Source organism: Streptomyces sp. NPDC093109 (genome assembly GCF_040701725.1).
Lineage (GTDB): Bacteria > Actinomycetota > Actinomycetes > Streptomycetales > Streptomycetaceae > Streptomyces.
This window is the reverse complement of record NZ_JBFBEZ010000020.1, coordinates 131,159-157,153: the sequence shown is the minus strand read 5'-3', so window position 1 is coordinate 157,153 and position 25,995 is coordinate 131,159. Positions and strand designations below refer to the sequence as shown.

The 25,995-nt window shown below is 70.9% G+C and carries 22 protein-coding genes and 1 pseudogene; 8 read left to right on the top strand and 15 right to left on the bottom strand.

Annotated elements, in window-relative coordinates:
• Positions 1 to 123 precede the first annotated feature (123 nt).
• Complete coding sequence (locus tag AB0389_RS20890; protein ID WP_366396918.1) at positions 124 to 870, bottom strand: Clp protease N-terminal domain-containing protein; 747 nt, start codon at positions 868 to 870, stop codon at positions 124 to 126.
• Positions 871 to 1,015: 145 nt separating this feature from the next.
• Here AB0389_RS20890 and AB0389_RS20885 point away from each other — a divergent pair, with 145 nt between their 5' ends.
• Positions 1,016 to 2,254: a cytochrome P450 gene (locus AB0389_RS20885; protein WP_366396917.1), complete on the top strand. Its 1,239-nt coding sequence runs from the start codon at positions 1,016 to 1,018 to the stop codon at positions 2,252 to 2,254.
• A 43-nt stretch (positions 2,255 to 2,297) separates the two neighbouring features.
• Here AB0389_RS20885 and AB0389_RS20880 read toward each other — a convergent pair whose 3' ends face one another.
• Together AB0389_RS20880 and AB0389_RS20875 are read right to left on the bottom strand one after the other, a co-directional pair.
• Positions 2,298 to 2,753 (bottom strand): cyclic nucleotide-binding domain-containing protein, encoded by a 456-nt coding sequence (locus AB0389_RS20880; protein ID WP_366396916.1) that lies wholly within the window; start codon positions 2,751 to 2,753, stop codon positions 2,298 to 2,300.
• 285 nt (positions 2,754 to 3,038) lie between these two features.
• Positions 3,039 to 4,418 (bottom strand): cation:dicarboxylase symporter family transporter, encoded by a 1,380-nt coding sequence (locus AB0389_RS20875; RefSeq protein ID WP_366396915.1) that lies wholly within the window; start codon positions 4,416 to 4,418, stop codon positions 3,039 to 3,041.
• Between the two features lie 136 nt (positions 4,419 to 4,554).
• Here AB0389_RS20875 and AB0389_RS20870 point away from each other — a divergent pair, with 136 nt between their 5' ends.
• A complete protein-coding gene (locus tag AB0389_RS20870) occupies positions 4,555 to 6,213 on the top strand; it encodes a sensor histidine kinase (RefSeq protein WP_366396914.1) in 1,659 nt (552 codons plus the stop codon).
• Positions 6,210 to 6,896 (top strand): response regulator, encoded by a 687-nt coding sequence (locus AB0389_RS20865; protein WP_366396913.1) that lies wholly within the window; start codon positions 6,210 to 6,212, stop codon positions 6,894 to 6,896. The genes AB0389_RS20870 and AB0389_RS20865 overlap by 4 nt, the downstream gene beginning before the upstream one ends.
• Before the next feature lie 138 nt (positions 6,897 to 7,034).
• Here AB0389_RS20865 and AB0389_RS20860 read toward each other — a convergent pair whose 3' ends face one another.
• The gene (locus AB0389_RS20860; RefSeq protein ID WP_366396912.1) at positions 7,035 to 8,060 is read right to left on the bottom strand and encodes an ATP-dependent 6-phosphofructokinase; all 1,026 of its coding nucleotides are present in this window, start codon (positions 8,058 to 8,060) and stop codon (positions 7,035 to 7,037) included.
• Positions 8,061 to 8,415: 355 nt separating this feature from the next.
• Here AB0389_RS20860 and pta point away from each other — a divergent pair, with 355 nt between their 5' ends.
• The 3 genes from pta (at position 8,416) to pyk (ending at position 13,291) form a co-directional block, all read left to right on the top strand.
• Complete coding sequence (gene pta / locus AB0389_RS20855) at positions 8,416 to 10,497, top strand: phosphate acetyltransferase (RefSeq protein WP_366396911.1); 2,082 nt, start codon at positions 8,416 to 8,418, stop codon at positions 10,495 to 10,497.
• 44 nt (positions 10,498 to 10,541) lie between these two features.
• Complete coding sequence (locus AB0389_RS20850; RefSeq protein ID WP_366396910.1) at positions 10,542 to 11,786, top strand: acetate kinase; 1,245 nt, start codon at positions 10,542 to 10,544, stop codon at positions 11,784 to 11,786.
• 74 nt (positions 11,787 to 11,860) lie between these two features.
• Entirely contained in the window at positions 11,861 to 13,291 is a 1,431-nt protein-coding gene (gene pyk, locus AB0389_RS20845; RefSeq protein ID WP_366396909.1) for a pyruvate kinase, read from the top strand.
• 100 nt (positions 13,292 to 13,391) lie between these two features.
• Here pyk and AB0389_RS20840 read toward each other — a convergent pair whose 3' ends face one another.
• The 4 genes from AB0389_RS20840 to AB0389_RS20825 form a co-directional block, all read right to left on the bottom strand.
• Positions 13,392 to 14,741, bottom strand: a complete 1,350-nt coding sequence (locus AB0389_RS20840; protein ID WP_366396908.1) for a hypothetical protein — start codon at positions 14,739 to 14,741, stop codon at positions 13,392 to 13,394.
• Positions 14,731 to 15,279, bottom strand: a complete 549-nt coding sequence (locus AB0389_RS20835) for a DUF6114 domain-containing protein (protein WP_366396907.1) — start codon at positions 15,277 to 15,279, stop codon at positions 14,731 to 14,733. The genes AB0389_RS20840 and AB0389_RS20835 overlap by 11 nt, the downstream gene beginning before the upstream one ends.
• 104 nt (positions 15,280 to 15,383) lie before the next feature.
• Positions 15,384 to 16,013 carry a DUF6230 family protein gene (locus tag AB0389_RS20830; protein WP_366396906.1) on the bottom strand — a complete coding sequence of 210 codons (630 nt, stop codon included), beginning with the start codon at positions 16,011 to 16,013 and terminating at the stop codon, positions 15,384 to 15,386.
• 659 nt (positions 16,014 to 16,672) lie between these two features.
• A complete protein-coding gene (locus AB0389_RS20825) occupies positions 16,673 to 17,656 on the bottom strand; it encodes a tetratricopeptide repeat protein (protein ID WP_366396905.1) in 984 nt (327 codons plus the stop codon).
• A 202-nt stretch (positions 17,657 to 17,858) separates the two neighbouring features.
• On the opposite strand from AB0389_RS20825, the pseudogene AB0389_RS20820 reads away from it, so the two are divergent.
• A pseudogene (locus tag AB0389_RS20820) lies at positions 17,859 to 18,539 on the top strand (TetR/AcrR family transcriptional regulator); the annotation flags it as partial.
• A gap of 14 nt (positions 18,540 to 18,553) precedes the next feature.
• On the opposite strand, the gene AB0389_RS20815 reads toward AB0389_RS20820, so the two are convergent.
• From AB0389_RS20815 to AB0389_RS20785, 7 genes are all read right to left on the bottom strand, one after another.
• Complete coding sequence (locus tag AB0389_RS20815) at positions 18,554 to 19,396, bottom strand: ABC transporter permease (protein WP_366396904.1); 843 nt, start codon at positions 19,394 to 19,396, stop codon at positions 18,554 to 18,556.
• On the bottom strand, positions 19,356 to 20,243 hold the full coding sequence (locus tag AB0389_RS20810) for an ATP-binding cassette domain-containing protein (protein ID WP_366396903.1): 888 nt from the start codon (positions 20,241 to 20,243) through the stop codon (positions 19,356 to 19,358). Before AB0389_RS20810 ends, AB0389_RS20815 begins: the two co-directional genes overlap by 41 nt.
• Positions 20,240 to 20,695 carry a MarR family transcriptional regulator gene (locus AB0389_RS20805; RefSeq protein ID WP_366396902.1) on the bottom strand — a complete coding sequence of 152 codons (456 nt, stop codon included), beginning with the start codon at positions 20,693 to 20,695 and terminating at the stop codon, positions 20,240 to 20,242. The genes AB0389_RS20810 and AB0389_RS20805 overlap by 4 nt, the downstream gene beginning before the upstream one ends.
• A 94-nt stretch (positions 20,696 to 20,789) precedes the next feature.
• The gene (locus AB0389_RS20800) at positions 20,790 to 22,508 is read right to left on the bottom strand and encodes a methylmalonyl-CoA mutase family protein (RefSeq protein ID WP_366396901.1); all 1,719 of its coding nucleotides are present in this window, start codon (positions 22,506 to 22,508) and stop codon (positions 20,790 to 20,792) included.
• A gap of 99 nt (positions 22,509 to 22,607) precedes the next feature.
• Positions 22,608 to 22,934, bottom strand: a complete 327-nt coding sequence (locus AB0389_RS20795; RefSeq protein ID WP_366396900.1) for a DUF3817 domain-containing protein — start codon at positions 22,932 to 22,934, stop codon at positions 22,608 to 22,610.
• Positions 22,935 to 23,034: 100 nt separating this feature from the next.
• Complete coding sequence (locus AB0389_RS20790; protein WP_366396899.1) at positions 23,035 to 23,541, bottom strand: MarR family transcriptional regulator; 507 nt, start codon at positions 23,539 to 23,541, stop codon at positions 23,035 to 23,037.
• 10 nt (positions 23,542 to 23,551) lie between these two features.
• Positions 23,552 to 24,868 (bottom strand): MFS transporter, encoded by a 1,317-nt coding sequence (locus AB0389_RS20785; protein ID WP_366396898.1) that lies wholly within the window; start codon positions 24,866 to 24,868, stop codon positions 23,552 to 23,554.
• Positions 24,869 to 24,961: 93 nt separating this feature from the next.
• Between AB0389_RS20785 and AB0389_RS20780 the strand changes: the two genes are divergently transcribed.
• A complete protein-coding gene (locus tag AB0389_RS20780; protein WP_366396897.1) occupies positions 24,962 to 25,960 on the top strand; it encodes a DUF5937 family protein in 999 nt (332 codons plus the stop codon).
• Positions 25,961 to 25,995 lie beyond the last annotated feature (35 nt).

The following is a 25,995-nucleotide window of genomic DNA, read 5'->3' as shown; positions in this document are numbered from 1 at the left end:
CCTTCATCAACCCCTACCCATAACCATCCACCCCCCCCCCCCCCGCCTCCCGATGTTGCTGATCCCCGCGGGGGGGGGGGGGGGTGGCGGGCCCCCGGGGGGGGGCCGCCCCCCCCCCCGCCCCTACTCCCCCGTCTTCTCGATCGCCGCGATGATCGCCTTCAGCTCCTCCCCGATCCACCCCTCCGCCGCCGCCTTGTCCACGCCCAGGCCCGCGAGCACCCCCGTGCCGTCCTCCTGCTCCAGCAGCGCCAGCAGGATGTGCTCCGTACCGACGTAGTTGTGACCCAGCCGCAGCGCCTGCCGGAAGGTGAGTTCGAGCGCCTTCTTCGCGCCGGCGTCGAACGGGATCAGCGCGGGCACCTCACCCTCGGGCGGCGCCGGGATCGCCGCGCTCGCGGCCTGCCGTACGGCGTCCAGGGTGACGCCCTGGTCGATGATCGCCTTCGCGGCGAGCCCCTCCGACTCGGTCAGGATGCCGAGCACCAGGTGTTCGGGGCCGATCTCGTGGCTGCCGGCCTTGCGGGCCTCGATCTGCGAGGCGACCACGACGTTGCGGGCGCGGTCGGTGTAGCGGCTGAAGCCCTGTTCGGCGCTCAGGTCGGCCGTGCCGTCCTTGACGACGAAGCGCTTCTGGGCGGCCTGCTTGCTGACGCCCATGCTGCGGCCGATCTCGGTCCAGGAGGCGCCGGAGCGGCGGGCCTGGTCCACGAAATGGCCGATGAGGTGATCGGCCACATCACCCAGGTGATCTGCGGCGACAACCGCATCGGAGAGCTGCTCGAGCGGCGCATCGGTGTGGGCCTTCTTGATGGCCTGGATGAGGTCGTCGAGGCGTACGGGATGAGGATCCTGCAAGGGGTTCGTCATGCGTCAACCATAGGTTGACGATCACGCAATCGTCAACCCCGGGTTGTCGATCTCGCGCCCCAAACCCAGGTGTCTCGTACCCATTTGATGGGCTTCCTGCACCTTTCGCGCATGGACGCCACACAGGGGAGGTACGTAATTCCCCATGACCGCCACCGACCCCACCGCCACCGACTCCACACCCCCCACGCCCCCGACCTGCCCGTTCGACTTCAACCAGTCCCTGGACTTCGACCCCGCCCTCGCCGACCTCATGTCCCGGGGGACCGTGACGCGGATCCGGCTGTCGTACGGCGACGCGGACGCCTGGCTGGTCACCGGGTTCGACGCCGTACGGCAGGTGACGACCGACCGTACGTTCAGCCGCGCGGCGATCATCGGCAAGGACTTCCCCCGGATGACGCCGGAGCCGATCGTCTCCCCCGAGTCGATCAACGTGATCGACCCGCCCCGGATCAGCAGGCTGCGCCGGCTCACCTCGCAGGCGTTCACCAAGCGGCGCGTGGACGCCATGCGGCCCGCCATCGAGGCCATCACCCACCGGCTGCTGGACGAGATGGCCGCGCACGGACAGCCCGCCGACCTCGTCCACCACCTCTCCGAGCGGCTGCCCCAGGAGACCATCTGCGAGCTGCTCGGCATTCCGGCGCCCGACCGGCCCTGGCTCCAGGCGTCCGCGCTCCGGATGCTGTCCATGACGCCCGACAGCCGCCAGGACGCGGCGGCGGCGAAGGCCGAGATCATCGCGTACTTCCACGAGCTGGTGACCGAGCGCCGGCGTGCGCCCGGGGACGATCTGCTGAGCGTCCTGGCCGCCGCCAGGGACGGCGAGGACATGTTCGACGACCAGGAGCTCGCCGTCATGGCGGAGACCCTGATGCTCAGCGGCCACGACACGGCCACCTGCCAGATCAGCGACATCGCGTATCTGCTGCTCACCCGCCCCGAGCTGGCGGACCGCCTCAGGGGCGCGCCGCGCGAGTCGCTCTCCCGGGCGCTGGACGAGCTGCTGCGCTACATCCCGTTCCGCAACGGCGTCGGGATTCCGCGCGTCGCCCTGAAGGACGCCGAGATCGACGGCGTACGGATCCGGGCGGGCGACTTCGTCCACGTCTCGTACCTCACGGCGAACCGCGATCCCGAGCGGTTCCCCGACCCGGACGTCATCGACCTCGACCGGCCGCCCACCCCGCACATGACCTTCGGCTGGGGCGGGCACCGCTGTATCGCCGTTCCGCTCGCCATGGCGGAGCTGGAGACGGCGATCGGCCTGCTGCTGACGCGCTTCCCGGGGCTGCGGCTCGCGGTGCCGCCGGAGGAGATCCGCTGGGACACCAGGACCATCAGGCGCTTCCCGATCGAGCTGCCCGTGGCCTGGGAGTAGCCGTTACGCCCCTACAGCACCTTGCAGCACCTTGCAGCGGCGCTTACAGCCCGGAGCCGCCGTGGACCATGTAGTGGTCGAGCAGTTTGGTACGGGCCGCCTCCAGGCGGCGGCCGAGGATCTGGGCGACCGTACGGGTCAGCGCGTAGCCGAGGACCGGATCGGCCTCGCACATCGACCGTACGGCCGCCGCGTCGAACTCATGGGCCCGTACGGGACTGAACGCCTCCGCCCCGAAGTGCCACTGGTGCGGCGGGAACAGCCAGGACCAGCCGAGCAGATCGCCGACGCCGAGGGTCTCCACCGTCACCCGGCGCCGGCCCGGTACGCACAGGTCCAGCGCCACCGTGCCCGTGTGGATGATCCAGAAGGTGTCGGCCTGGCTGCCTTCCTCGAAGATCCGCTCGTCCTGGGGGAAATAAACGTGGTGTGACAGCCTCATCAGCATGTCGCCGCGGTCGGCCGGAAGTCCTGTCAGCAAGCGCGTAGCGGAAGTCATGGTGGGAACCTCCCTGACGGGTGCCGACGAGTGAGCCCGATGGAACGCTCGGTAACCGGGGGCCGCGACGGCTGTACATACGATCGTATCCCCAAGGCCCCATATCGCCCCCGCCTCACCACCCACCCCGTACCACCCCGTACCACCCCGTACACAAGCAGGAACGCCGCACGCCCGCCCGCCCGCACGCACACAGCCGACCGGCCCGTACGGAAGGCGTCTCCGTACGGGCCGGTCGGGGGAAGGGCCGGGATCAGGGCCTGGCGGGCCCTGGGGTGGGGGGTGTCAGACCCCGGCCTGGGTCTTCTCGGTGGATACGGGGGCGGCGGCGGCCGGCGTCGCGGCCTCCGGCTCCGGCGTGTCCTCCACCGCTCCGTGGCCGTCGTCCACCAGCGTCTTCTCGTCGAACGGGATCTTCCCGGCGAGGACTTCGTCCACGCGGGCCTTGTCGATCTCCTTCGTCCACGTACCGATCAGCACCGTCGCGACCGCGTTGCCCGCGAAGTTCGTCATGGCACGCGCCTCGCTCATGAAGCGGTCGATACCGACGATCAGGCCGACACCGTCGACCAGTTCGGGGCGGTGCGACTGGAGGCCACCGGCCAGCGTCGCCAGACCGGCGCCCGTGACACCCGCCGCGCCCTTCGAGGCGACGATCATGAAGAGCAGCAACGAGATCTGCTCACCGATCTTGAGCGGGTTGCCCATGGACTCGGCGATGAAGAGCGACGCCATCGTCAGATAGATGGCCGTGCCGTCGAGGTTGAACGAGTAGCCGGTCGGGACGGTGATGCCGACGACGGGCTTGCTGACACCCAGGTGCTCCATCTTCGCGATGAGACGCGGCAGCGCCGACTCGGAGGACGAGGTGGAGAGGATCAGCAGGAACTCGCGGCCGAGGTACTTGAGCAGCGAGAAGATGTTCATGCCCGCGACCAGCCGCAGCAGGGCGCCCAGGATCAGGAAGACGAAGAGCGCACAGGTGACATAGAAGCCGATCATGATCATCGCGAGCGACTTCAGCGCGTCGAGACCGGTCTCGCCGACGACCGCCGCGATGGCGCCGAAGGCACCCACCGGCGCGGCCCACATGATCATGCCGAGGATGCGGAAGACGAGGCGCTGGATGTGGCCGATGCCCCGGATGATCGGCTCGCCGGACTTGCCCATCGCCTGGATGGCGAAGCCCGCGAGCAGCGCGATCAGCAGGGTCTGGAGGACCGAACCCTCGGTGAAGGCCGACACCATCGTCTTCGGGATGATCCCGAGGAGGAAGTCCGCGGTGGTCTCGCTCGCGCCTTCGGCCTGGGCGGCGCCCGCGCCCTTGGTGGCCTCGGTGAGGTGGAGCCCGGCGCCCGGCTGGAGGATGTTGCCGACGACCAGGCCGATGCCCAGCGCGACGGTCGACATCACCATGAAGTAGCCGAGGGCGAGCCCGCCGACCGCGCCGACCTTGGCGGCCTTGCGGACGGAACCGACGCCCAGCACGATGGTGCAGAAGATGACCGGCGAGATCATCATCTTGATGAGGTTCACGAAGCCGGTACCGAGCGGCTTCAGTTCGACGGCCACACCAGGAGCCGCGAAGCCCACCAGAATGCCCAGCACGACGGCTGCGATCACCGCGATGTACAGATAGTGGGTACGGTCCCGCCTTGCGGCCACGGGTCCTCCTTGACTCGTCACTGCGATTCCCCCCGTCCCTGTCCCGGGGGGTCCCGAGGACTATCCATCAGGCTGTGACGCCGGTCACCCTTACGTTCATTTCGTTCATATGAATCAGGCCAGGCATTCTTGTTTCATGCACCTGCCGCACCGTCCCCGTTCCCTCGCCACACAGCTCTTCGCGATGCAGGTCGTGCTGGTCGCGGCCGTCGTCGCGGGCTGCGGGGTGTTCGCGTACGTCACCGGCCGCGCGCACACGGACGAGACCGCGCGCAAGCAGGTACTGGCCACCGCCCACGCGCTGGCCGACTCGCCGTCCGTACGGGAGGCGATCCATACGCCCGACCCGAGCGCCGCGCTCCAGCCGTACGCGGAGCGGGTCCGCCACGACACCGGCATCGACTTCATCACGATCATGAACCCGGAGGGGATCCGCTGGACGCACCCCGACCCGGCCCAGATCGGGATGCGCTTCCTGGGGCGCCGGGACCCCGCGCTGCGCGGAAAGACCTTCACCGAGACCTACACCGGCACCCTCGGCCCGTCCGTCCGCGCGGTCACCCCCATCAAGGACGGGCCCGACGGCAGGATCATCGGACTGGTCAGCGTGGGCATCACCGTGGACCGGATCTCGACCGAGGTGACCCAGCAGGTCAAGGTGCTCGCCCTGGCCTCGGGCGCGGCACTGGTCCTCGGCGGGCTCGGTACGTACGTGATCAACGCGCGGCTGCGCCGGCACACCCACGGGATGAACGCGGCGGAGCTGAGCCGGATGCACGACTACCACCAGGCCGCGCTGCACGCCGTGCGCGAGGGGTTGCTGATGCTCGACGGGGCGCGCAGGATCGCCCTGATGAACGACGGCGGCCGGGAGCTGCTCGGCCTCGACGAGTCGGCGGTCGGCCGGCCCGTCGCCGAACTCGGCCTGCCCGCGCCGCTCACCGGCGCGCTGCTCGCCTCAGAACCGCGCGTGGACGAGGTCCATATGACCGATGACCGGATCGTGGTCGTGAACACCCGCCCGGTGGTGGGCGGTGAGCAGCGCGGTACGGTGATCACCCTGCGCGACCACACCGAACTTCAGGCGCTGTCGGGCGAGTTGGACTCGGAGCGCGGCTTCACCCAGGCCCTGCGCTCGCAGGCGCACGAGGCGGCCAACCGGCTGCACACGGTGGTCTCGCTGATCGAGCTCGGCCGGGTGGCGGAGGCGGTGGAGTTCGCGACGGCCGAGCTGGAGCTGGCCCAGGACCTCACGGACCGGGTGGTGGGCGCGGTCGGCGAACCGGTCCTGGCCGCACTGCTGCTGGGCAAGGCGGCGCAGGCGAACGAACGCGGGGTGGAACTGGTGCTGGCCGAGGACAGCCGTATCGACGACGGCGTACTGCCGCCGACCCTGCCCCCGCGCGATCTGGTCACCATCCTCGGCAACCTCATCGACAACGCGGTGGACGCGGCGCAGGGCGGCGAGGGCGCGCGGGTCACCGTGACGGCCCTGGCGGACGGCGGTGAACTGCTCCTGGCCGTACGGGACACGGGCGCCGGCGTCGACCCCGGCGACCGGGAGGAGGTCTTCCGGCGCGGCTGGTCGACCCGGGGGCCGGGGCGCGGTCTCGGGCTCGCCCTGGTCCGGCAGGCGGTCCACCGGGCACACGGCACCATCGAGCTGACGCCACCGGGCGGGGGCTCCGGCGCGGGTGACGCCGGTGGCAGGGGCGTCGGTGGCGCGGAGTTCACCGTACGGCTGCCGCTGAGCGCCCGTCCCGGCCGTACCGCCGCCGCCGAGGTGTCCTCATGAGCGCGGCGCCCATCCGGGTCCTGGTCGTCGAGGACGACCCGGTCGCGGCCGACGCGCACCAGCTGTACGTGGGCCGGGTGACGGGCTTCACCGTGGCGGGCGTGGCGCACTCGCGCGTCGAGGCGGGCCGGCTGCTGGACCGTACGGAGATCGATCTGATCCTCCTCGACCTCTACCTCCCCGACGGGCACGGCCTCCAGCTCCTGCGCAGCCTGCGGGCGGCCGGGCACCAGGCGGACGTCATCGCCGTCACCTCGGCGCGGGACCTGACGGTCGTCCGGGAAGGGGTGTCGCTGGGCGTCGTGCAGTACGTACTGAAACCGTTCACCTTCGCGACGCTGCGCGACCGGCTCGACCGGTACGCGGAGTTCCGCGGGGCGGCGGGCGAGGCGAGCGGGCAGGAGGAGGTGGACCGTGCCCTGGGCGCGCTGCGCGCTCCGCAGCCGTCCTCCCTGCCGAAAGGGCTGAGCGCGCCGACGCTGGAGGCGGTCACCCGCACCCTGCGCGACGCGGCCGGCGGCCTCACGGCGGCCGAGGCGGGCACCCGGGTCGGTATCTCCCGCATCACGGCGCGCCGCTATCTGGAACACCTGGTCACCAACGGCCGGGCGGCCCGCAGCCCGCAGTACGGCCAGGTGGGCCGCCCTGAGTTGCAGTACCGCTGGCTGCCGGCGGCGCGCTGAACGTCGGCCCGGCGCGGTGGTGACCAGCGGTGGTGACCCGGGTGGGGCGACCGGTGGTCAGGCCGCGTCCGGCCGCCGGGCCTGCCGCACGAATCGAGACCCGCGGCACCGGACAGCGGGCCGGCCGGAGCGGGCCGGCTAGAAGACCGACTCCGCCTCGAACATCCGGTCCTCCGGCACCGTCTTGAGCTGTGTCACGGCCTCCGCCAGCGGCACCATCTCGATCGCCGTCCCCCGCAGCGCCGTCATCCGCCCGAACTCCCCCCGGTGCGCCGCCTCCACCGCGTGCCAGCCGAAGCGGGTCGCGAGGACGCGGTCGTACGCCGTCGGGGTACCGCCGCGCTGGACGTGGCCGAGGATGACCGGCCTGGCCTCCTTGCCCATGCGGCGCTCCAGCTCCGCCGCGAGGACGTTGCCGATGCCCCGGAAGCGCTCGTGGCCGAACTGGTCGATCTCGCCCTTGCCGTACTCCATGGAGCCCGGCGCCGGGTGCGCGCCCTCGGCGACGCAGATGACGGCGAACTTCTTGCCCCGGGAGAAGCGCTCCTCGACCATCTTGACCAGGCTGTCGACCTCGAAGGGCCGCTCCGGCAGGCAGATGCCGTGCGCGCCGCCCGCCATGCCGGACTCCAGCGCGATCCAGCCCGCGTGCCGGCCCATGACCTCGACGACCATCACGCGCTGGTGGGACTCGGCGGTGGTCTTGAGGCGGTCGATGGCCTCGGTCGCGACCGTGACCGCGGTGTCGAATCCGAACGTGCGGTCGGTGGAGTAGATATCGTTGTCGATGGTCTTCGGGACGCCCACCACGGGCATTCCGGCGTCGGAGAGCAGCCGCGCGGCGGTCAGCGTGCCCTCGCCGCCGATCGGGATGAGCGCGTCGATCCCGTACCGGTGGGCCAGCTCCGCGCAGTTCTCGGCGGCTTCGCGCAGCCGCCCGCGCTCCAGCCGTGCCGAGCCGAGGATCGTGCCGCCGCGCGCGAGGATGCCGCTGACGGCGTCGAGGTCGAGCGGGCGGAAGTGGCCGTCGAGGAGGCCCTTGAACCCGTCCTCGAATCCGACGACTTCGTCTCCGTGCCCGGTCATGGCGCGATGCACGACCGAGCGGATCACCGCGTTCAGGCCGGGGCAGTCGCCGCCTGCCGTGAGAACTCCGATACGCATCGTGCTGTGTCTCCTGCTCGCTCGTCCTGCTCGCTCGTGTACTGCGGATACGTGCCACCCGGGGGTGGGGCCCCAGCCGTACGCCGGATCCGATCCTCCCACGCTTCCCTCGCGGCGTGACCCGGGCCACTTGCCCGCCCCCCGTCCCGTTCCCCTGCCCACTCCCCGGGCGCACTAACTATCTCCGGAGGTACTGTCAAGAGGGCATTGTCGCGCTTTGCCGCGCATTGCCACCCTCACGGGATTCGTCGTTCACCAGATGCGGGACATCCCACGGGCCGCCGGGCCGCAGGGGGACCCCCGAAACCCCGGCCCCGTCGCGCGATGTCCCACGAGCAGGGACAGGAGTGCACACGTGACGCGCAGCGTGTACGTGACCGGGATCGACCGCGGGGACGGCCGGCAGGTCGTGGAGCTGGGGGTCATGGAGCTCCTGACCCGCCAGGTGGACCGGGTGGGGGTCTTCCGTCCGCTGGTCCACGACGGTCCCGACCGCCTCTTCGACCTGCTGCGCGCCCGCTACCGGCTGTCCCAGGACCCGGCGACGGTGTACGGGCTCGACTACCACGAGGCGTCCGCGCTCCAGGCCGAGCGGGGCACCGACGAGCTGGTGTCGCGGCTGGTGGAGCGGTTCCACCGGGTGGCGCGGGAGTACGAGGTGGTGCTCGTGCTCGGGACGGACTTCGCGGCGACGCAGCTCCCCGACGAGCTGTCGCTGAACGCGCGGCTGGCGAACGAGTTCGGGGCCTCCGTGATCCCCGTGGTCGGCGGCAAGGGCCAGACCGCCGAGTCGGTACGTGCCGAGGCGCGCAACGCCCACCGCGCCTACGAGGTGCTGGGCTGCGAGGTGCTGGCCATGGTCGTCAACCGGGTCGCCGCCGAGGACCGTACGGAGATCGCCGAGCAGCTCTCGGCGCAGCTCCCGGTGGAGTGCTACGTGCTGCCGGACGAGCCGGCGCTGGCCGCCCCGACCGTCGCGCAGATCACCCAGGCGCTGGGCGGCACGGTGCTGCTCGGGGACGATTCGGGGCTGGCCAGGGACGCGCTGGACTTCGTCTTCGGCGGGGCGATGCTGCCGAACTTCCTGAACGCGCTGACGCCCGGCTGCATGGTGGTCACCCCCGGCGACCGGGCGGATCTCGTGGTGGGCGCGCTGGCCGCGCACTCCGCCGGTACGCCGCCCATCGCGGGCGTCCTGCTCACACTGGACGAGCGGCCCGACGACGCGGTGCTGACGCTGGCCGCGCGGCTCGCGCCGGGCACGCCGGTGGTCTCCGTACCGGGCCGCTCCTTCCCGACCGCGACCGAACTCTTCGGTATGGAGGGGAAGTTGAACGCGGCGACCCCGCGCAAGGCGGAGACCGCGCTCGGTCTGTTCGAGCGGTACGTGGACACGGCGGTGCTGCTGGGCCGGCTGGCGGTGGCGCGCAGCGGCCGGGTGACCCCGATGATGTTCGAGCACGAGCTGTTGGAGCAGGCGCGGGCCCACCGGCGCCGGGTGGTGCTGCCCGAGGGCGCCGAGGAGCGGGTGCTGCGCGCCGCCGATGTGCTGCTGCGCCGTGATGTGTGCGATCTGACGCTGCTCGGGGACACGGATGTCATCCGCAAGAAGGCGGCGGACCTCGGCATCGATCTGTCGTCGTCCGCGACCCAGCTGATCGACCCGGCCGCCTCCGAGCTGCGCCAGGGCTTCGCCGAGCGGTACGCGAAGCTGCGCGCGCACAAGGGCGTGACGGTGGAGCTGGCGTACGACGTGGTGGCGGACGCGAACTACTTCGGCACGCTGATGGTGGAGGAGGGGCTGGCCGACGGCATGGTGTCGGGCTCGGTCCACTCGACGGCCGCGACGATCCGTCCGGCGTTCGAGATCATCAAGACCCGGGCGGACGCGTCGATCGTCTCGTCGGTCTTCTTCATGTGCCTCGCCGAGAAGGTGCTCGTGTACGGGGACTGCGCGGTCAACCCGGATCCGGACGCGGAGCAGCTCGCCGACATCGCCGTGCAGTCCGCCGCGACCGCCGCCCGCTTCGGTGTGGAGCCGCGGATCGCGATGCTCTCGTACTCCACGGGCACCTCGGGCTCCGGCGCGGACGTCGACAAGGTGCGCGCGGCGACCGAGCGGGTGCGGGCGGCCAGGCCCGATCTGCGGATAGAGGGGCCGATCCAGTACGACGCGGCCGTCGAGCCGTCGGTGGCGGCGACGAAGCTGCCGGACTCGGAGGTCGCCGGGCAGGCGACGGTGCTGATCTTCCCGGACCTCAACACCGGCAACAACACCTACAAGGCCGTGCAGCGCTCGGCCAACGCCGTGGCCGTGGGCCCGGTGCTCCAGGGGCTGCGCAAGCCGGTCAACGACCTGTCGCGCGGCGCCCTGGTGCAGGACATCGTCAACACGGTCGCGATCACCGCGATACAGGCGCAGGGCGAGACCGCGTGACCGCCGCCGTACCCCCTTCCCCTTCAGCAGAGAGCAAGCAGCCAGTGACTTCGCGTGCCACCCGTGTCCTCGTCCTCAACTCCGGTTCCTCGTCGCTGAAGTACCAGCTGCTGGACATGCGGGACGGCTCCCGGCTCGCGGCCGGGCTGGTCGAGCGGATCGGCGAGGCGTCCTCGCGCCTGGTGCACACCCCGCTCGCGGGCCCGGACGCCGCCACCGACGGCGCGAAGCGCGAGCGTACGGAGCCGATCGCCGACCACGCGGCGGCGCTTGAGGCGGTCGCCGCCGAGCTGGCGCGCGACGGGCTCGGCCTCGACTCCCCCGAACTGGCGGCGATCGGCCACCGGGTGGTCCACGGCGGGCTGCGGTTCAGCGAGCCGACGGTCGTCGACGACGAGGTGCTGGCCGAGATCGAGCGGCTGGTGCCGGTGGCGCCGCTGCACAATCCGGCGAACCTGACCGGGATCCGTACGGCGCGGGCGCTCCGTCCCGATCTGCCGCAGGTCGCGGTCTTCGACACGGCGTTCCACACGACGATGCCGGAGTACGCGGCCCGGTACGCGATCGATGTGGCGACGGCCGACGCGCACCGGATCCGCCGCTACGGCTTCCACGGCACGTCGCACGCGTATGTCTCGCGCAGGACGGCCGAGCTGCTCGGCAAGGACCCGTCCGAGGTCAATGTCATCGTGCTGCACCTGGGCAACGGCGCGTCGGCGTCGGCCGTCGCGGGCGGGCGCTGTGTGGACACGTCGATGGGGCTGACCCCGCTGGAGGGGCTGGTGATGGGGACGCGGTCGGGGGACATCGATCCGGCGGTGACGTTCCATCTGCACCGGGTGGCCGGAATGTCCGTGGACGAGATCGATGAACTTCTGAACAAGAAGAGCGGTCTCGTCGGCCTCTGCGGGGACAACGACATGCGTGAGATCCGCCGCCGGGTGGACGAGGGCGACGAGCGGGCGCGGCTGGCGTTCGACGTCTACATCCACCGGCTGCGGAAGTACATCGGCGCGTACAGCGCGGTGCTCGGGCGGGTGGACGCGGTGGCGTTCACGGCGGGTGTGGGTGAGAACGCGGCGCCGGTACGGGAAGCTGCCGTGGCCGGGCTGGACACGCTGGGCCTGGCGGTGGACGCCGGGCTCAATGCCGTACGTTCCGACGAGCCGCGGGTCATCTCGCCGGCGGACTCCCGGGTGGTGGTGGCCGTCGTACCGACCGATGAGGAGCTGGAGATCGCACAGCAGACCTTCGCACTCGTGCGTGACGCCCGAACACGTATCGCCTGAGCGGCCCCCCGCCCATTTGTACGTTCCACCAGACGGAAAATTCCGCACTGAAACAAACCGATAGGATGCGCCTCATGCGCCGTTCCAAAATCGTCTGCACACTGGGCCCCGCCGTCGACTCCTACGAGCAGCTGAAGTCGCTCATCGAGGCCGGCATGAACGTGGCCCGGCTCAACATGAGCCACGGAAGCCACCCGGAGCACGAGGAGCGGTACCACCGCGTCCGGAAGGCGGCGGCCGACACCGGCCGCGCCGTCGGCGTGCTCGTGGACCTCCAGGGCCCCAAGATCCGTCTGGAGACCTTCGCCGAGGGACCCGTCGAGCTGGTACGCGGTGACGAGTTCACCATCACCACCGAGGACGTCCCCGGCGACAAGTCGATCTGCGGCACCACCTACAAGGGCCTGCCCGGCGATGTCTCCAAGGGCGACCAGATCCTGATCAACGACGGCAACGTGGAGTTGCGGGTCGTCGCGGTCGAGGGTCCCCGGGTCAGGTCCATCGTCATCGAGGGCGGGGTGATCTCCGACCACAAGGGCATCAACCTGCCGGGCGCGGCGGTCAACGTCCCGGCCCTGTCCGAGAAGGACGTCGAGGACCTGCGCTTCGGGCTGCGGATGGGCGCCGACATGGTCGCGCTCTCCTTCGTCCGCGACGCGAGCGACGTGCTGGACGTCCACAAGATCATGGACGAGGAGGGCCGCCGGGTCCCCGTCATCGCCAAGGTCGAGAAGCCGCAGGCGGTGGCCAACATGGAGGCCGTCGTCGCGGCCTTCGACAGCGTCATGGTGGCCCGTGGTGACCTGGCCGTAGAGTATCCGCTCGAAAAGGTCCCCATGGTCCAGAAGCGGCTGATCGAGCTGTGCCGCCGCAACGCCAAGCCGGTGATCGTGGCGACCCAGATGATGGAGTCGATGATCACCAACTCCCGCCCGACCCGCGCCGAGGCGTCCGACGTCGCGAACGCGATCCTGGACGGCGCGGACGCGGTCATGCTCTCCGCCGAGTCCTCGGTCGGCGCGTACCCGATCGAGACCGTCAAGACGATGTCGAAGATCGTGGTCGCGGCCGAGGAGGAGCTGCTCTCCAAGGGCCTCCAGCCGCTGGTCCCGGGCAAGAAGCCGCGCACGCAGGGCGGTTCGGTCGCCCGCGCGGCCTGCGAGATCGCGGACTTCCTGAGCGCCAAGGCGCTGGTCGCCTTCACCCAGTCCGGTGACACGGCCCGCCGTCTCTCCCGCTACCGCGCGGCCCAGCCGATCCTGGCCTTCACCACGGACGAGGCGACCCGCAACCAGCTCGCGCTGAGCTGGGGCGTGGAGCCCTTCGTGGTGCCGCTGGTGGACAGCACGGACGCGATGGTCGAGCTGGTCGACGAGGAGCTGCTCAAGCTCCAGCGGTACAGCGAGGGCGACTCCATGATCATCACCGCCGGCTCCCCGCCCGGAGTCTCCGGCACGACGAACATGGTCCGCGTCCACCACCTGGGCGGCACGAACCGCGGCTGACCCCGCGGCACGCACCACGGCCCGTACCACCCCCGCCGGGGAGGTACGGGCCGTTCGCGCGTCCGGGGAGAAAACGGGCCACGGATCCTCAGCCGGTGAGTCAGCCGGTGAGGTAGTTCCGCAGGCCGGGGATGGTGAGCGTGCCGCCGAACTGGCCGGCCTGGACCACATGCGCGTCCGTGAAGAAGGCGAAGGGGACGTTCAGCGGCGGCGGGGTCGCCGGGCTGAAGGTGACGGGGATGATGCCGAAGAGATTGCCCTTCAGCTCCTCCGTGTACATCGTCACCTCGCCGCCGCGGATCGTGGAGGTGGAGCCGGTACGTGCCTGGACATGGGCCGTCATGCCCATCGGGTAGACGGCGGTCTGGTGCAGGTCCTTGATGTCCAGCGAGGTCGCGGTGAACTTGAGCGCCTTCTTGACCACGCCGTTGCCCGTCCTGACCTCGACAATGCCGTGGTAGTCGAGGCCGCTCAGCGTGAGCAGGGTGCTGTCGAGCTGCCAGGGTTCGTCGGGCAGCAGAGGGATGCCGGACTCCTCCTCGGCGGCGGCCAGGGCCGCCGGGTCGGCGGTGGGGCAGGGGAAGGGCTCCTTGCCGGACGTGCCCACGGTGGTGGACGTGCCACCCGCCGCGGCGGGGATCTCGTCGTCCGCGCGGACGTCGAGTCCCCTGGCGTCCTCGTCCAGTTCCTCGACGGTGGCGCCGGCCTCGTCCGCCGCGTCCTTGATCGCGTCCTTGGCGGCGTCGGACGCGGAGTCCGCCGCGTCTTTCGTGTCCTTCGTGCCTTTCGTGTCCTCGGAGTCCTCCGCGTCCTCGGTGGCCTTCTTCCTCTTCTCCCCGGCCGGCACGAGGGCGCTCGGCTCCGGGTCGGTGGGCTCCGGGTCGGTGGGCTCCGCGCCGCTCGTCGCCTCCTCCTCGGTTCCGCCGCCGATGAGGCCGCTCAGCACGTCACCGAGGCCCAGCGGATCGAGCGGATTGCTGGACGACACGGCCGGCTCGGGCTCCGCGGACGCCGAAGGCGAGGGCGCAGGCTCCTTCGCCTTGTCCTTCTCCGCGTCCGACGCCGATTCCGACTCCGACGCCGAGGGCGACGGGGCATCCGTGGTCGACGAGGCCGAGGGCGACGGCGAGGACGGCGAAGCGGCGGAGGGAGTGGGAGCGGGCGTGGTGGGCGCCGGACTGGACGACGCCGACGCGTCCGGCTCGTCCGAGCGCGTCACACACGGTCCGGGGGCGAAGGGGATGTCCTTGTCGTCGGCCATCGCGAGCCGGGGCGTGAGGCCCATGCCCACGAAGACCGCCGTCGGCATCGCCGCCAGGGCCATCGCCTTGCCCGCGGGTATCTGGAGCTTGGTCAGGAACGACTTTCTGGGGGCCGCGTGCCGCGGCCCTTTCTTCACCCGGGTTCCATCGCCTCCGGCCGCGATGCGCTGCGCGTCGTCACCCCGCACTGTTCCTCCCGCCGTTGGCTTGAGCAGTCGTCGTATCCGTCACGTTCAGGCTCTCCCTGTCGCGCGGACCGGGAAGGTACGAGGCACCGGACCCGCCGGGGTCCACCTCGTCGTGGGGGGTGTCGTGCTCGGAGTCCGGCTCCACGGGTGTGCCGGGCATCCAGGAGATGGAGAGCGCCCCGCCGATCAGGGCGAACAGGAAGCCCAGCAGGAAACCGCCGATGTTGGAGACGGGGATCGACACGAGCGCCAGCAGGATCGCGGCGACTCCGGCGAATACGCGGACGACGCTCTGGAACCACATCGTCAGCCCCAGTGTCACCAACAGGACACCGATGATCAGCGAGCCCGCGCCGGCCGTGGTGGACATGGCCAGCGTGAGATTGCCGAAGTGCAGCTGTGCGTAAGGAAAGTAGGCGATCGGCAGTCCACCGAGAAGAGTGAACAGGCCCGCCCAGAACGGCCGGGTACCTCGCCAGCCTCTGAACCGAAGCCGCCAGTAAGAGAATCCGCGGGAACCTGTGGACTCGGCGCTCATGGAAAACAGCTCCCTGGGAAAACGGTAAGCGGTATTACGATCGGAAGGCGGGGCCGGGCGGGCCGAGCGGTCCGAGGACTGTTCGGCCCGCCCGCCGCGAGCGCCTAATAGCACTCGTACTGCTTCGGGTCACCGACTTTGAGCCTGAGGTTCAGGTCGGGGAGCCGGAAGGTGCCCGCGGTGGTGGCCCACGCGGTCTGCTTCACCTTGGTGAGCGTGGCGATTCGGGACTCCTGGCCGAAGCCGAACTTGCCCGCGTCCGAACCCTTGTAGAGCTTGTTCGAACCCGCCGCGATACCGATGTTGATGTCCTCGAAAACCGCGTCGGCGTCAAGGGATTCGACATCGAGGTAGAGATTGTCGGCGGTGATCTCCTTGCCCTTGTCACCGGCATTGAGCACCAGCGTCACGCTCGTACCGAGCAAGGGCACCGGAGTGACCACCGACTGGCACATCGAGGTGATCTCGGCCGACTTGAATCCGGACACCGCGACGGGGTGAGCCGCCTTGTTGCCCTTGGCGTCGACCCCCTCGGCGACCGCGCCGTACTGGACGAAGTCGTGGCCGACCAGCTTGTCGGCGGTGACCTTGAAGTTCTGACCCGACACACTGAAGGACGCCGCCAGCGCCCCCTGTGCCAGTGATACGCCTATCGCGGCCGTCGCGGCCACGCTGGGCACCATGACTACGGCGAACCGCTTCCATCTGGTCCCGCCACGAACTTGGGACTCCATGAATGTCCTCCTTCTCGGACGTACATCTCCGGATCGGGTGGAAACCGGCCCCGGGATGGGAGAAGTGCTACGTCCTCGGGAAGGAGAGCGCCCGTTCCGGAGGCGCTAACCGCGTTCCGAAGCACCGGCGATCACCCCCGAGCGACAACCACTGGGCCACGCGTTCGCGCAACCTCTGGACAGGCCCTGCCGGTTCGGCAGGAACCCCCCTGTCCGGACCGGCGACGCTGCCGCCGGACCACCCGGTGGGGCACCGGAACCGACGGGCGCGACTGGGTGCCGCGCCGGTGCGGAACTGGACCGAGCGTCGCTGATCGTGGTGCATTCACGCCGATGACACAAGGGGGTTCGTTACTGGCTAGTAACGGCCCGATAACCGGCCGGCGACCCGATGGCGTCGCGCCGCCACACAGGGTGCCGCCGACCGGTGCGACACAAGCGGTGAAGGTCGCCCATAGCGGGACAGAACTGGGGGGTTGATTTACTGCGAGTAACAGCAGCCGGGGTTATCAAGTTTTGGTAAACACGGCCACTGCCGGCATTACTTCACCAAGCCCGTGCTGGAGCCACGGATTCGGCGGCGCCGGCGAAACCGGCGCGGCCGACAGCCTATCGGTGGACAGGAAGCGGGCGGAAACACGCGCCCCTCCCCGCGTCGGCTAGAAAAGAACCCGCGCCAGCGCCGAACGGGCCGCGGTCACCCGGGGATCGTCACCGCCGATGACCTCGAACAGCTCCAGCAGCCGCACCCGCGCCGCCTCCCGGTCGTCCCCGAACGTCCGGCGCACGACCTCGACCAGCCGGCCGAAGGCGTCCTCGACATGTCCGCCGACCAGGTCGAGATCGGCGGCGGCGAACTGCGCCCCGATGTCGTCGGGCCGCTCGGCGCCGCCCTTCCGTACGGCGGCCGGGTCAAGACCCTGGACGCGCGCGAGGAGTTCGGCCTGGGCGAGGCCGAGCTTGGCCTCCGTGTTGCCGGGGTCGGCGGCGAGCACCTCGCGGTACGCGGCCGAGGCGCCGGCGAAGTCGTTGGCGTCCAGCGCGTCCACAGCCGCGGACAGCAGTGCGTCGTACGGCCCTTCGGGTACGGGCGCCTCCTCCGGCTCCGCACCGCCGTCGGCCTCGTCCGCCCCGGCGTCGACCGCGATCCCGGTGAGGCCGAAGCGCTCCTCGCCGACCTGGATCAACTGATCGAGCGTGGCGCGGATCTGGGCCTCGGGGGCCGCGCCCTGGAAGAGCGGCAGCGCCTGGCCGGCCACCACCGCGAAGACCGCGGGGATGCCCTGGATCCCGAACTGCTGCATCAGCATCTGGTTGGCGTCGACATCGATCTTGGCGAGCACGAAACGGCCGGCATACTCCCGCGCCAGCCGTTCCAGTACGGGGCTCAACTGCTTGCACGGCTCGCACCACTCGGCCCAGAAGTCGATGACGACCGGGACCTCCGTGGACCGCTGGAGGACATCGCGCTCGAAGCCCGCCTCATCGACGTCGATCACCAGGCTGGACGGGGGTACGGCGGCGGGGCCGCCCTGGCGGGCCGCCTCGGCACGGGCCTGCTCCGCCTTCACCTTGGCCTCACCGGCCGCCTTCACCGCGGCGAGGTCGACGACGCCGCTCATGGACATGTTCCTAGGCTGCATGAGTACATCCTCCCCCCTCCGCGCCCGCTCGGGAAAAGCGGTCCGCGCGCCATCGGCCGGCCGGGACCCGGCACGGGCCGAACTCCGGCTTACGCTACGGGTCGTAGCGTAACTTCCGGGTCCGGGGACCGGGCCGTTTCCACCGGTGAACTGGCTCACACGGGACCGTACCGAACGGGGCGCTCCGGACGTACCGAGCGGTATGGTCACCGTCATGGGCAGCCGCCGCACCAGCCCCGCCGACCCGGGCCCGGACGCACCGCACCGTACGGACACAGCACAGGCCCGTACGGACGCGCCGCGCCGTACCGGCCGCCCCCGCAGCGCCGGAGCGGACTCCGCGATCCTGGCCGCGACCCGTGAGGCGCTCGGTGAGCTGGGCTGGTCCAAGCTGACGATGGGCGAGGTGGCGGCCCGCGCGGGCGTCGCCAAGACCACGCTCTACCGGCGCTGGGCGGGCAAGAACGAACTCGTCGTGGACGCGGTCGCGGTCCTCTTCGACGCGCTGGAACTGCCGGACCGCGGCAGCCTGTCCGCCGATGTCGAGGGCGTGGTGCTCCAGCTCGCGGCGGTGCTGGAGCACCCGGAGGCCAAGACCGCGCTCATGGCGGTGATAGCCGAGTCCACCCGTGACGCGGCGCTGCGGGACCGGATCCGCGACTCGATCGTCGGCCGTCAGAAGCGGCTGGTCCTGCTGGGCCGCGAGCGCGCCCAGCACCGCGGCGAACTCCCCCGCGAACCCGATCCGGCGACGGCGGCCCGCACCGCCGACCTGATCTTCGACGTCATCGCCGGCGCGGTCGTCCACCGCACGCTGGTCAGCGCGGAGCCGGTGGACGAGAGCTGGGCCCGCGCCTTCACGGCCCTGCTGCTCGGCGGCCTGGCCCAGCGGGGAACTCAGCGCGCCAGCCTGCCCAGCAGGGACGAGGCCGCCACGATCCCCAGCACGGCCGCCACCAGCAGCACCCCGAAGTCCAGCGGCAGATGCGACGGCGTACCGAGCAGCAGCCCGCGCAGCGCGTCGACCTGATAGCTCAGCGGGTTGACGCGGCTGACGACCTGGAGCCAGCCCGGCATGATCGCCACCGGGTAGAGCGCGTTCGACGCGAAGAAGAGCGGCATGGTGATGGCCTGTCCGATGCCCATCAGCCGGTCGCGCGTGAGCACGATGCCCGCGATCGTCATGGACAGGCAGGAGAAGAAGGCCGAGCCGAGCACGACGGCGACGGCCACCCCGAGCAGCCGCAGCGGGTTCCAGGTCAGCCCCACGCCGAGGGCGGCGGCGATGACGATCACCACGACCGCCTGGATCAGCGCCTTGACCCCGGAGGCGAATGCCTTGCCGCTGATCAGGGCCGCTCTTGGGGTGGGTGTGACCAGCAGTTTGGTCAGAATCCCGGCATCGCGCTCCCAGATGATCATGATGCCGTAGAAGATCGCGATGAACATCGCGGACTGGGCGATGATGCCGGGCGCGAGATAGTCGATGTAGGGGATGCCGCCCGTGGGGATGGCCTTGATCCTGGTGAAGGTCTCACCGAAGATCAGCAGCCAGAGCGCGGGCTGCACGGCCCGGGTGTACAGCTCGGTACGGTCGTGGCGCAGCTTCTGCAGCTCCACCACGCACATCGCGGCGACCCTGGCGGGCAGCACGCGCCAGCCCGTACGGGCCTTGGGCGGTACGAGCAGGAGATTCGTCTCAGCCAACGCGGGTCGCGGTCCTGCGGGTGCTCCGAACATCGCGGAAGGCGCCTCCCTCCTCGTCGAGACCGCTGCCGGCGACGTCCCGGAAGACGTCCTCCAGCGTCGGTACCGGATCCTTCTCGCCGGAGACACCGGAGGCCGTCCGCCGCTCCCGCAGCGCGGCCCGCAGCTCGTCCGGCGTGCCGAGCGCGTGGATCCGGCCGCGGTGCATCAGCGCGACGCGGTCGCAGTACTGCTCGGCCTCGTCCATGTAGTGCGTGGTGACCAGGACGGTCATGCCCGTGGCCCGCCGTACGGCGGTGATGTGCTCCCACACGCTGGTACGGGCGATCGGGTCCAGGCCGATCGTCGGCTCGTCCAGCATCAGCAGCCGGGGCGCGCTGACGAGCGCCTGCGCGAGTTCGAGCCGGCGGATCATGCCGCCGGAGTACGTGGTGGTCATGCGGTCGGCGGCGTCGGTCAGGTCCACCGCGGCCAGCGCCTGGGCGACGCGCTCGGCGCGCTCGCGGCGGGAGACGTCGAAGACGCGGGCGAAGAGCGTGACGTTCTCGCGGCCGGTCAGCGCGGCGTCGGCGGACAGTTGCTGCGGTACGTAGCCGAGGAGCCGGCGCACGGCCATCTTCTCCCTGGCCGCGTCGTGCCCGAACACCCGGACCGTGCCCGCCCGGACGGGCAGCAGCGTGGTGATGCAGCGGATCGCGGTGGTCTTGCCGGCGCCGTTCGGCCCGAGCAGTCCGAAGACCTCGCCCGCGCCGACCGAGAGATCGAGGCCGTCGACGGCTCTGGTCTCGCCGAACTTGTACGTCAGGCTCCGGCAGCCGACGGCTTCGGCCGGCTCGCCCGTGGTGGTGGTTGGCGGTATCTCCCCGGTCATGGCGGTCATGGACCCTCCATCTCGTCACGCATGTTCCGGACGAGCCTGCGCAGTGCCGGCAGCGCCGCGACGAGGGCCGTCCGGTCCTCCTCGGTGAGCCGTGCCACCTGCTCCCTGACGAGAGCGGAGCGGCGCGCCTCCCACTGGGCCAGCCGCGCGGCGGCCTCCTCGGTGGGCAGCAGCCGGGCGGAGCGCCGGTCGGCGGGGTCCGTCTCACGGCGCAGATATCCGGCTCGGCCGAGCTGATTGACCAGCGTGGAGACCGAGTTGCCGGCGAGGTACAGCTCCTCGGCGGCGTCCGACACCCGGATCCCGGGCCGGTCCGCCACCAGCCGCAGCAGCTCGACCTGAGCGCCCCGCAGCGGCGGTGCGCTCAGGCCGGAACGCAGCCGCCGCCGGACGGTGCGCTGGAAACCTGCCAGCACGGCGGCGAGCGAGTCGGGGAACTCCTCGGTGGCCATGCTGTCCATTTTAGCTCTGCGTGAGAGGTATTACCTTAAATGCCCGGAGGTCCGGAGGTCAGGCGCGGAGAGCAGGCCCGGAGGTCAGGCCCGTTCAGAAGCCGGGCGGCTCCGTGTAGACGCCCCACTCGTCGCGCAGTACGCCGCAGATCTCGCCCAGCGTCGCCTCCGCCCTGACCGCCTCCAGCATCGGGGCGATCATGTTCGCGCCGGTACGGGCCGCCGTCAGCATCTCCGCGAGTGCGGTACGGACCCGGGCGTCGTCGCGGGCGGCCCTGCGCTCGCCCAGGACCCGCACCTGGTCGCGCTCGACCTCGTGGCTGACGCGGAGGATCTCCAGGTCGCCGGTGACCGAGCCGTGGTGGACGTTGACGCCGACGACCCGCTTCTCGCCCTTCTCCAGCGCGCGCTGGTACTGGAACGCCGACTCGGCGATCTCGCCGGTGAACCAGCCGTCCTCGATCCCGCGCAGGATCCCGGAGGTGATGGGGCCGATGGGGTGCAGCCCGTCCGGGTGGGCGCGCCGGCCGCGCTCCTTGATCTGCTCGAAGATCTTCTCGGCGTCGGCCTCGATCCGGTCGGTGAGCTGCTCCACGTACCAGGAGCCGCCGAGCGGGTCGGCCACGTTCGCGACGCCGGTCTCCTCCATCAGCACCTGCTGGGTACGGAGCGCGATCTCGGCGGCCTGTTCGCTGGGCAGGGCGAGGGTCTCGTCCAGGGCGTTCGTGTGCAGCGAGTTCGTGCCGCCCAGGACCGCCGACAGCGCCTCCACGGCCGTCCGTACGACGTTGTTGTACGGCTGCTGCGCGGTGAGCGAGACGCCGGCGGTCTGGGTGTGGAAGCGGAGCCACTGCGCCTTGTCGGTGCGCGCGCCGTACACGTCCCTCATCCAGCGCGCCCAGATCCGGCGGGCCGCCCGGAACTTGGCGATCTCCTCGAAGAAGTCGAGGTGCGCGTCGAAGAAGAAGGAGAGTCCCGGCGCGAAGACGTCCACGGCCAGGCCCCGGCTCAGCCCCAGCTCCACATAGCCGAAGCCGTCCGCGAGGGTGTACGCCAGCTCCTGCGCGGCCGTCGCGCCGGCCTCGCGGATGTGGTAGCCGGAGACGGAGAGCGGCTTGTAGGCGGGGATGGCGACGGCGCAGTGCTCCATCAGGTCCCCGATGAGCCGCAGATGGGGCTCGGGCTGGAAGAGCCACTCCTTCTGGGCGATGTACTCCTTGAAGATGTCGGTCTGGAGCGTGCCGTTGAGGACGGCAGGGTCGACGCCCTGGCGCTCCGCCGCGACGAGATACATGCAGAAGACCGGGACGGCCGGGCCGCTGATCGTCATGGAGGTGGTGACGTCACCGAGCGGGATGTCCCCGAAGAGGATCTCCATGTCGGCGGCCGAGTCGATGGCGACCCCGCAGTGACCGACCTCGCCGAGCGCGCGCGGGTCGTCGGAGTCGCGGCCCATGAGCGTGGGCATGTCGAAGGCGACGGAGAGCCCGCCGCCGCCGTTGGCCAGGATCTTCCGGTAGCGCTCGTTGGTCTGGAGGGCGTTGCCGAACCCGGCGAACTGGCGGATGGTCCACGTTCTGCCGCGGTAGCCGGTCGGGTGGAGGCCGCGGGTGAACGGGTACTCGCCGGGCCAGCCGATCCGCTCGAATCCCTCGTACGTGTCACCGGGCCGGGGCCCGTAGACCGGCTCCACCGGATCGCCGGAGAGCGTGGAGAAGTCCGCGTCGCGCTTGCGGGCCTTGTCGTAGCGGGCCTGCCAGCGCCGGCGGCCCTCTTCGATCGCGTCGGTCGCGCCCGTCGCTTCGGTGTTCATGCTTTAAATTTACTAGGACGTCCTAGTAAATGTCGATGGGAAACCGCCCACGCGTTCGGCGCGCGGGCGGGGAGAGAAAAGGAGGGGGTCGCCGGCGGCCTATGCCTCGGCCGCCACCGGCGTGCGGTCGGTCAGCAGGGGGCGGATCTCGCGGGTGATCTTCGGCTCCACGAAGAACGACGCGGCGGGGATACAGCCCACGGCCAGCACCCAGAGCAGCTTCCCGAAGGGCCACTTGGCCTTGGAGCCCAGGTCGAACGCGAAGACCACGTAGACGATGTACAGGATGCCGTGGATCTGGGAGATCAGCATCGTGTCACCGGTGTCGAACCCGTACTTCAGGACGATCGCCACGGTGAAGACCAGCAGCCATACGGCGGTGACGTACGCCATCACCCGGTAGCGCGACAGCACATTTGACTTCATGGGGCGAGCCTAACGGGGCACATGGGGCGATCTTCGCCCACCCCTGCCCGCCGCTTCCCCGTCCCTGCCGCCGCTCCCCCGTCCCCGCTCCCCCGCTCGCCTACTCCTCGAAGTCCTGCGCGGCGACCCGCAGCGGGCGGAGCATCGCGAAGATCTCCGCGCACTCCTCCGCGTCGTACGCCCCGAGCCCGAAGTCCATCTCCATCAGATCCCGGGTGGCCGCCTCGACCACCTCGCGCCCCTTGTCCGTGATCGAGGCGAGGGTGCCGCGGCCGTCGGCGGGGTTGGGGCGCTTGTCGACCAGACCGGCGGTGACCAGCCGGTCCACGGTGTTGGTGACCGACGTCGGATGCACCATCAGCCGCTCGCCGATCTTGGACATCGGCAGTTCGCCCGCCTTGGAGAAGGTCAGCAGCACCAGCGCCTCGTACCGGGCGAAGGTCAGTCCGTACGGTTTGACGACCGCGTCGACCCCGGCAAGCAGGATCTGGTGCGCGCGCATGACCGAGGTGATCGCGGCCATCGAGGGAACCGGCCCCCAGCGCTGCCGCCAGAGTTCATCGGCGCGGGCGATCGGGTCGAAGGGCAGACTGAGGGGCTTTGGCACGGCTTCGACCTTACCCACTGGCCACTTGAGGGTCAGCCCCGTCTCGCCCCTCGACCCTCCCGTCGGCCTTCCCGTCGGCCTTCCCGTCGGCCTCCCCGGCCACGGGCGTCCCGCCGCCGGGCCCCGCCGTCCGCCGGACCTCCCGTACGAGCACGAGGCAGCACAGGGTCCCGATCAGGCCGGACCCGGCCACGACCTGATGGACCGGGAAGAACTCGCCGGCGAGACCGGCGAGCGCCATACCGAGGCCCTGGATCGTCATCAGACCGGCCGTGAGCAGGGTCATCGCCCGGCCGCGCAGCTCCTCGGGGACCGCGTCGACGAACCACCGGTCGAGGCCGACGACATACGCGGCCCCCACCCCGGACAGAGCGAGCGCCGCCAGCGCCCAGCCGAGACCGGGCTCGGCCGCGTACACCAGCAGGGGCAGCAGCCCGACGGCGGCGACCGGCAGTACGATCCGCCCCCGGGCCCGCGGGGAGAGCTTCGAACCGACGTACAGCTCCGCCCCGATGTGCCCCACCGGAATCGCGCACATCAGCAGCCCCAGCGCCGCGGGCCCCACCCCCAGGGAGTCGGCGTACGGCGCGACGAGGGCCTCCGGGGCGACCGCGAACATGGCCGGAACCCAGAAGAGCAGCAGCAGCGCCCGCGTCCTGCGGTCACCGAGCAGCAGCCGGGCACCGCTGAACGAATCCCCCAGCAGCGCACCGCCGTTGCCCGCACTCCTGGCCGGCCTGGCCCGCGTCCCGAAGCGCAGCAGCACGGCCGAGCAGAGGAACGTGACGAACGTGATGGCGATCGCCCCGCGCGCGGGAATCACCGCGAGCAGCACCCCGCCCACCCCGAACCCGGCGAGCTGCGCGCCCTGCGAGACGAGCCGCAGGAGCGAGCGCCCCAGTACGTAGCGGTCACCGTCGCCGAGGATGTCGGTGAGCGTGGCCGCCCTGGTCCCGGTGAACACCGGCGCGATGGCGGCGACCACGCACCGCAGCGCCAGCAGCGCCGCGATCGGGGTGCCCGGCAGCACCATCACCCCGACGCAGCCGGCGCAGAGCAGATCGCAGACCACCAGCACCCGCCGGGCCGGGTAGCGGTCGGCGACCCCGGCGAAGAGGGTCCCGCCGATGAGGTACGGCAGCATGCCGAGGGCGAAGGTGAGCGCGCTGAGCAGGGGGGAGCGGGTGAGGACGTAGACGAGATAGGTCAGCGCGATCTCGCTGACGACCACCCCGAGCAGCGAGAGCAGGTGCGCGGCGAACACGTACCGGAACTCGCGCACGGCGAAGACGGCCCGGTACCCGCCGGGGGATGCGTTCTTGGACATGGGCACAGACTGAGGGAGCGGGCGCGCCCCGCCATAGACTTTCGGCCCCACCCGAATCCTCGCCTTCTCCCCCGTTCGAGAGCGTCCGCCACCGTGCCCTTCCATCTCCACTTCGCCGAGAGCGATCTGCTCCGCTGCCGCTTCGCCGTCTCGCCGCTCTGGGAGACCCAGGAGGCGGTACGCACCCTCGCGCGCCCCGAACGGCACGGCTACCACCTGCCCTGGCTGCGGCGGATCCGGGCCGCAGCCGACGGTCTCGATCTGCGCCCGCTGCATCTGCTGATGCCGCCGTTCGGCCACAATCCCGACTTCCTCAGCCAGACACCGCCGGGGCCCGGCGCCGTCTTCGAGGACGAGATCGCGGCCGTGCGCGCCACCGACCCGGAGACGGCCGGGGCCGATATCGCCCTGGCGCTCGCCGACACCCCCGGCGCCACGGAGAGCCCCGCCGGGCGGGCGATGCTGGCGGATCCGGCGCGGGCCGTCGGCGACCTGGCCGAACTGCTGGAACGGGCGTGGCGGGCGCTCGTCGAGCCCGAGTGGCCCCGGCTGCGCACCCTGCTGGAGGCCGATGTGGCCTACCGTTCGCGGCGGTTGGCGGAAGCGGGCTTCGAGCGGCTGATCGGGGAGCTGAGCCCCCAGCTCAGCTGGACCGACGGCGCCACCCTGACCATCACCGGGGTGAACGGCAGCCACACGCGCGTGCTCGGCGGCGAGGGGCTCGTGCTGATGCCGAGCGTCTTCTGCTGGCCCCGGGTCGTGAGCGGGTTCCTGCCGCCGTGGCGGCCGGCCGTGGTCTATCCGGTGCGCGGCATCGGCGGCCTGTGGACGGAGCCGTCGGACCGTACGCCCGACGCGCTCGCCCGGCTGCTGGGCCGCGCGCGGGCCCATGTGCTGTGCGCCCTCGACGAGCCGGCCTCCACCACCGCGCTGGCGCGGCTGCTCGGACTCGCGCCCTCCTCCGTGTCGGAGCATCTGTCGGTGCTGCGCGGGGCGGGGCTGCTGACCTCACGGCGGTACGGACATCAGGTGCTGTACGAGCGGACGCCGCTCGGGATCGCCCTCGCGGTGTCGCATCCCGGAACCGACTGAGCGTTATGTAACGATATGCCGGTCTCGCCATTCCC

Excerpts from the sequence above, each read along its gene's own strand:
- AB0389_RS20890 (WP_366396918.1), bottom strand. The coding sequence starts at position 870 with ATGACGAACCCCTTGCAGGATCCTCATCCCGTACGCCTCGACGACCTC.
- AB0389_RS20885 (WP_366396917.1), top strand. The coding sequence starts at position 1,016 with ATGACCGCCACCGACCCCACCGCCACCGACTCCACACCCCCCACGCCC.
- AB0389_RS20880 (WP_366396916.1), bottom strand. The coding sequence starts at position 2,753 with ATGACTTCCGCTACGCGCTTGCTGACAGGACTTCCGGCCGACCGCGGC.
- AB0389_RS20870 (WP_366396914.1), top strand. The coding sequence starts at position 4,555 with ATGCACCTGCCGCACCGTCCCCGTTCCCTCGCCACACAGCTCTTCGCG.
- AB0389_RS20865 (WP_366396913.1), top strand. The coding sequence starts at position 6,210 with ATGAGCGCGGCGCCCATCCGGGTCCTGGTCGTCGAGGACGACCCGGTC.
- AB0389_RS20860 (WP_366396912.1), bottom strand. The coding sequence starts at position 8,060 with ATGCGTATCGGAGTTCTCACGGCAGGCGGCGACTGCCCCGGCCTGAAC.
- pyk (WP_366396909.1), top strand. The coding sequence starts at position 11,861 with ATGCGCCGTTCCAAAATCGTCTGCACACTGGGCCCCGCCGTCGACTCC.
- AB0389_RS20835 (WP_366396907.1), bottom strand. The coding sequence starts at position 15,279 with ATGAGCGCCGAGTCCACAGGTTCCCGCGGATTCTCTTACTGGCGGCTT.
- AB0389_RS20830 (WP_366396906.1), bottom strand. The coding sequence starts at position 16,013 with ATGGAGTCCCAAGTTCGTGGCGGGACCAGATGGAAGCGGTTCGCCGTA.
- AB0389_RS20825 (WP_366396905.1), bottom strand. The coding sequence starts at position 17,656 with ATGCAGCCTAGGAACATGTCCATGAGCGGCGTCGTCGACCTCGCCGCG.
- AB0389_RS20815 (WP_366396904.1), bottom strand. The coding sequence starts at position 19,396 with ATGTTCGGAGCACCCGCAGGACCGCGACCCGCGTTGGCTGAGACGAAT.
- AB0389_RS20810 (WP_366396903.1), bottom strand. The coding sequence starts at position 20,243 with ATGACCGCCATGACCGGGGAGATACCGCCAACCACCACCACGGGCGAG.
- AB0389_RS20805 (WP_366396902.1), bottom strand. The coding sequence starts at position 20,695 with ATGGCCACCGAGGAGTTCCCCGACTCGCTCGCCGCCGTGCTGGCAGGT.
- AB0389_RS20800 (WP_366396901.1), bottom strand. The coding sequence starts at position 22,508 with ATGAACACCGAAGCGACGGGCGCGACCGACGCGATCGAAGAGGGCCGC.
- AB0389_RS20795 (WP_366396900.1), bottom strand. The coding sequence starts at position 22,934 with ATGAAGTCAAATGTGCTGTCGCGCTACCGGGTGATGGCGTACGTCACC.
- AB0389_RS20785 (WP_366396898.1), bottom strand. The coding sequence starts at position 24,868 with ATGTCCAAGAACGCATCCCCCGGCGGGTACCGGGCCGTCTTCGCCGTG.